Consider the following 4,573-nt stretch of genomic DNA (forward strand, 5'->3'; position numbering starts at 1 on the left):
CCGAGGCGCCGATCATCGGCGCCACCGCGTGCTCATGAGTGACGAGATGGGCGAGCGCGCCGGCCGCCGCCGTCACCACCGGCCCGCTGCCCTCGTCGCGAAAAATCTTCGCCTCGCCCGATGCCGCCCCTGATCTCCGCGTGCCCTTGCGCGAGATCATCCTGTCCGAAGGCGCGGGCGAGCCGAACCTGCCGGTGTACGACACCTCCGGCCCCTACACCGACCCGAGCGTGACCATCGACGTCAACGCCGGCCTCGCGCGCGGCCGCAAGGCCTGGGTGCTGGAGCGCGGCGGCGTCGAGGAATATCAGGGCCGGCAGATCAAGCCGGAGGACAACGGCAGCGTCTCCACCGACAAGGCCGCGCGTGCCTTCTCGGCCTATCACCAGCCGCTGCGCGGCCTCGACGGCCACAAGATCACGCAGCTCGAATTTGCCCGTGCCGGCATCATCACCAAGGAGATGATCTACGTCGCCGCACGCGAAAATCTCGGCCGCAAAGAGCAGCTCGAGCGTGCGGAAGCAGCCCTTGCCGACGGCGAAAGCTTTGGCGCGGAAGTGCCCGCCTTCATCACCCCGGAGTTCGTGCGCTCCGAGATCGCGCGCGGGCGCGCCATCATTCCCTGCAACATCAACCACTCAGAGCTCGAGCCGATGATCATCGGCCGCAACTTCCTCACCAAGATCAACGCCAATATCGGCAACTCGGCGGTGACGTCATCGGTCGAGGAAGAGGTCGAGAAGATGGTGTGGGCGATCCGCTGGGGCGCCGACACCGTGATGGACCTCTCCACGGGCCGCAACATCCACACCACCCGCGAATGGATTTTGCGCAACGCGCCGGTGCCGATCGGCACCGTTCCGATCTATCAGGCGCTGGAGAAGTGCGACGGCGATCCGGTCAAGCTGACCTGGGAGCTCTACAAGGACACGCTGATCGAGCAGTGCGAGCAGGGCGTCGACTATTTCACCATCCACGCCGGCGTGCGCCTGCAATACATCCACCTCACCGCCAGCCGCGTCACCGGCATCGTCAGCCGCGGCGGCTCGATCATGGCGAAGTGGTGCCTGGCGCATCACAAGGAGAGCTTCCTCTACACCCATTTCGACGAGATCTGCGACCTCATGCGCAAGTATGACGTCTCGTTCTCGCTCGGCGACGGCCTGCGTCCGGGCTCGATTGCGGATGCCAACGATCGCGCCCAGTTCGCCGAGCTCGAGACGCTCGGAGAACTCACGAAGATCGCGTGGGACAAGGGCTGCCAGGTCATGATCGAAGGCCCCGGCCACGTGCCGATGCACAAGATCAAGATCAACATGGACAAGCAGCTCAAGGAGTGCGGCGAAGCGCCGTTCTACACCCTCGGGCCCCTGACCACCGACATCGCGCCGGGCTACGACCACATCACCTCGGGCATCGGTGCGGCCATGATCGGCTGGTTCGGCTGCGCCATGCTCTGCTACGTCACGCCGAAGGAGCATCTCGGCCTGCCCGACCGCAACGACGTCAAGGTCGGCGTCATCACCTACAAGATCGCCGCCCACGCCTCCGATCTCGCCAAGGGCCACCCCGCCGCGCAGCTGCGCGACGACGCGCTGTCCCGCGCCCGTTTCGACTTCCGCTGGAGCGACCAGTTCAACCTCGGCCTCGACCCCGACACCGCCAAAAACTTCCATGACGAGACCCTGCCGAAAGAAGCCCACAAGGTCGCGCATTTCTGCTCGATGTGCGGCCCGAAATTCTGCTCGATGAAGATCACGCAGGACGTGCGGGATTATGCGGCGACGCTGAATGATCCGAACGGCGTGGGCATGTCGATGAGCGGGACGGCCGAGGACGGCATGAAGCAGATGAGCGCGAAGTTCAAGGAGATGGGCGAGAACTTGTATCTGGATGCCGAGAAGGTGAAGGAGAGCAATCGGGTGTTGTGAAGGGGCACGCGCTTAGGGCCACGCCATGGCAAAACTTGCTGGCGGTAGAACGGATTTTCGCGACTGGGTGGATAAGCAGCCAGACCCGAACTGGCCGCCTATGCCCCTCACACACATTACCAAGGCTCTTGTCGCAGCCGACATCGCGAAGGCCGGGCAAATTGACCTTCTTCAGTGCGAGGTCTTCGGAGAACCTCTCGCGTACTTCTTCTATGGTCGCCCGGCGTACCGCGTGAGTGGAGACGGGGCGGTCAAAGTCGAAGCAGCCTGTCCGTGCTGCTTTATTTTCAACGCGAAACTAATTCAAAAGGCGACGGCAACATTTGCCTTTGACACCGGAGCATTTTCCAAGCGGCTGTATAAGCACATGCTGACCGATGAGATGGCCGTAGAGGATTTCAGCTTGGGGACGGACACATCCAGGCCAAATAAACTCATAATGGGTACTTTTGGCTCACGGCTCTCCTATTTCGAGGGGAATATTTATGCCCTCCCGGATCCTTCAGCCTTGACCAAATCATATGACTTTCTTGCGCGGGCCTATTTGAACTTGCTCACATCACCCGGGCGAAACGAACCGGACGACCGGATATGCTCCATCGAAGTCATCCTCGCCGAGAAGGTCCCACTCAAGGACAATCTACTTGCAATAATTGTTCCTCACACACTATGGGACGATGGCGCGCCGTGGCTGAAGGAGTTACAGAAGGCGGGCGCCATAATTCAACCGTACAACTTTGTGCCTGGCCGCCATCCGGAGTATTATCAGGCTCAACTAGAGGCAGCAGCGAAGGACCTCTATCAAGGCTGGGGCGCCCTTTGAGACGAAAGAAGCCAGAGACGAGAAATCTGGTAGGCTGCCTGCCTTTAACTCAAAGCGGGATCGGTTTCGCTTTGCCAGTTTTTAGTAATCCCGACGACCCTCGATTGGTCGTGCAAGAAATCGACGAGCTAACGGGCCGCGTCGCCGGGTTTCGAATTTTGGAAGATTTTCAATCGCCTATTCAACCGCTGGAAAGCAGCTTAACTGCAAGCATTGGCGATCCTCAAGTCTATGCTTTCGTTCCTACTGCGACTTCGATGCATGCTGGATCATTGCGAGTATTGCGACCGAGATTGGCGAGCTTTGCAGAAGCAAACCCAAATCGGCATGGCATCGTTGTACAAATCAGGGAATTGATCGGAACAGGACAAGAAAAGAAAGTTGCGCGCGCGCGCATGCGTACGCTGCTCTTAGAACAGCAAGGCGCCGCAGCGGCGCGAAGCTACTATGAGGGCTCGGTACTAAAGTCCATACTATGGAGTTGCCTACTGGCAAGCGCCATCGACGCCCCGATGTGCCGGCGTATACTACACGCCCGGGGGCAACTTTCCGCGTCCGTAAACGCCGACGGAACAATCTCCATCGATCTCTCGTCTCTCAGCGCGGATGATCAAAAGCACATCGACATTGAAAAACTGATCAGCAAGATCATGCTCGAATTCGAGCTCCCGCCCGACGCCAATGACAGAAGCTATGTCATCGAGCATGAGGACATCGAACTTGTGAAGCGGCGAGCAAAGGAACTCGCTCGCAGTATAGCATTGACTGGCCGTCAGGAGGAACGCATTGCAATGCTAATTGCCGCGATCCTCAATGACCCGGCGGTTGGCAAGTCTGCCCTCTCGGAATACAAGAGCGACCGGGCTCAGACGGCCGCATGGACACTGGCCGAGCTTCGCAAGTTGTTTGTCGGCGCGCGCTGGGATTCTGATGAACAGGTCATCGCGGCGTTATTGCCCAGGCTGTTTAAGCAGCAATGGCCGATGACGCGAGGAGATCTTTTGCTCTCATTAGCCAACCACCTGGCAAAGTGGCCACGCATCAATCAGGCGATCCACCGCATCGTAGGCAGCACTCGGTCGGCATACGTTGAAATGTGGCGAAGCGAGATCAATCACGCTTTGGATGGCACCAGCACCAAGGTCGCGATTGAACATGAAGCAATTCAAAGCGAGCTGTTCAAGAAATAGCGTCTCTGCGTCGGTTTTGCTGCAAATCTGGACGACTTACGAGTGGCTGACCGCCTCCCCGACCAACTCCTCGCCAACCTCCGCCTCGTCTTCGTCGGCACCGCTGCCAGCACGCGCTCGGCGGAGCTCGGGCACTACTACGCCCATCCCGGCAACCGCTTCTGGCGCGCGATCCATGAGGCTGGGATCACGCCGCGGCGCTATCAGCCGGGCGAGTTCGCCGCGCTGCTGGAGCTCGGGATCGGATTCACCGATCTCTCCAAGTCGGGCGCCGGGATGGATCACCAGATCGCGGCTGACACGATCGACGTGCCAGGCTTCAGGGCCAAAATCGAGAAGTATCGACCACGGACAATTGCGTTCACGAGCAAGAAGGCGGCGAGCTTGTTTTATGGCAGGCCGTCCAGCGTAATTGCGCTGGGGCGGCAGAAGCGCGATGAGAGTTTGCCCGAATTGTTCGTGCTGCCCTCGCCGTCCGGGGCGGCGTCCGGGCATTGGACGATCGAACCGTGGCGGGAGCTGGCGAAGTGGATCGCGGCGTAGCGTGAATTTGCGATAGCGCTCCACCCTCAGGCGTCGTCCCGGCGAAGGCCGGGACCCATAACCTCAGGGAGTGGTTTGGCGGAGAC

Annotated in this window: 4 protein-coding genes; all 4 read left to right on the top strand. The window is 60.0% G+C overall.

Going from position 1 to position 4,573, the window contains the following annotated elements; all coding sequences use genetic code 11:
- The first annotated feature begins 38 nt into the window (after nucleotides 1-38).
- The 4 genes from thiC (at nucleotide 39) to AC0L27_RS40720 (ending at nucleotide 4,487) form a co-directional block, all read left to right on the top strand.
- A complete protein-coding gene (gene thiC, locus AC0L27_RS40705) occupies nucleotides 39-1,931 on the top strand; it encodes a phosphomethylpyrimidine synthase ThiC (RefSeq protein ID WP_473323690.1) in 1,893 nt (630 codons plus the stop codon).
- 25 nt (nucleotides 1,932-1,956) lie between these two features.
- Nucleotides 1,957-2,754 (top strand): hypothetical protein, encoded by a 798-nt coding sequence (locus tag AC0L27_RS40710; protein ID WP_354205210.1) that lies wholly within the window; start codon nucleotides 1,957-1,959, stop codon nucleotides 2,752-2,754.
- Between the two features lie 110 nt (nucleotides 2,755-2,864).
- Nucleotides 2,865-3,944, top strand: a complete 1,080-nt coding sequence (locus AC0L27_RS40715; RefSeq protein ID WP_354205208.1) for a hypothetical protein — start codon at nucleotides 2,865-2,867, stop codon at nucleotides 3,942-3,944.
- A 42-nt stretch (nucleotides 3,945-3,986) separates the two neighbouring features.
- Nucleotides 3,987-4,487: a mismatch-specific DNA-glycosylase gene (locus AC0L27_RS40720; RefSeq protein ID WP_354205206.1), complete on the top strand. Its 501-nt coding sequence runs from the start codon at nucleotides 3,987-3,989 to the stop codon at nucleotides 4,485-4,487.
- Nucleotides 4,488-4,573: the final 86 nt, after the last annotated feature.

Source organism: Bradyrhizobium sp. Ken51 (assembly GCF_055807435.1).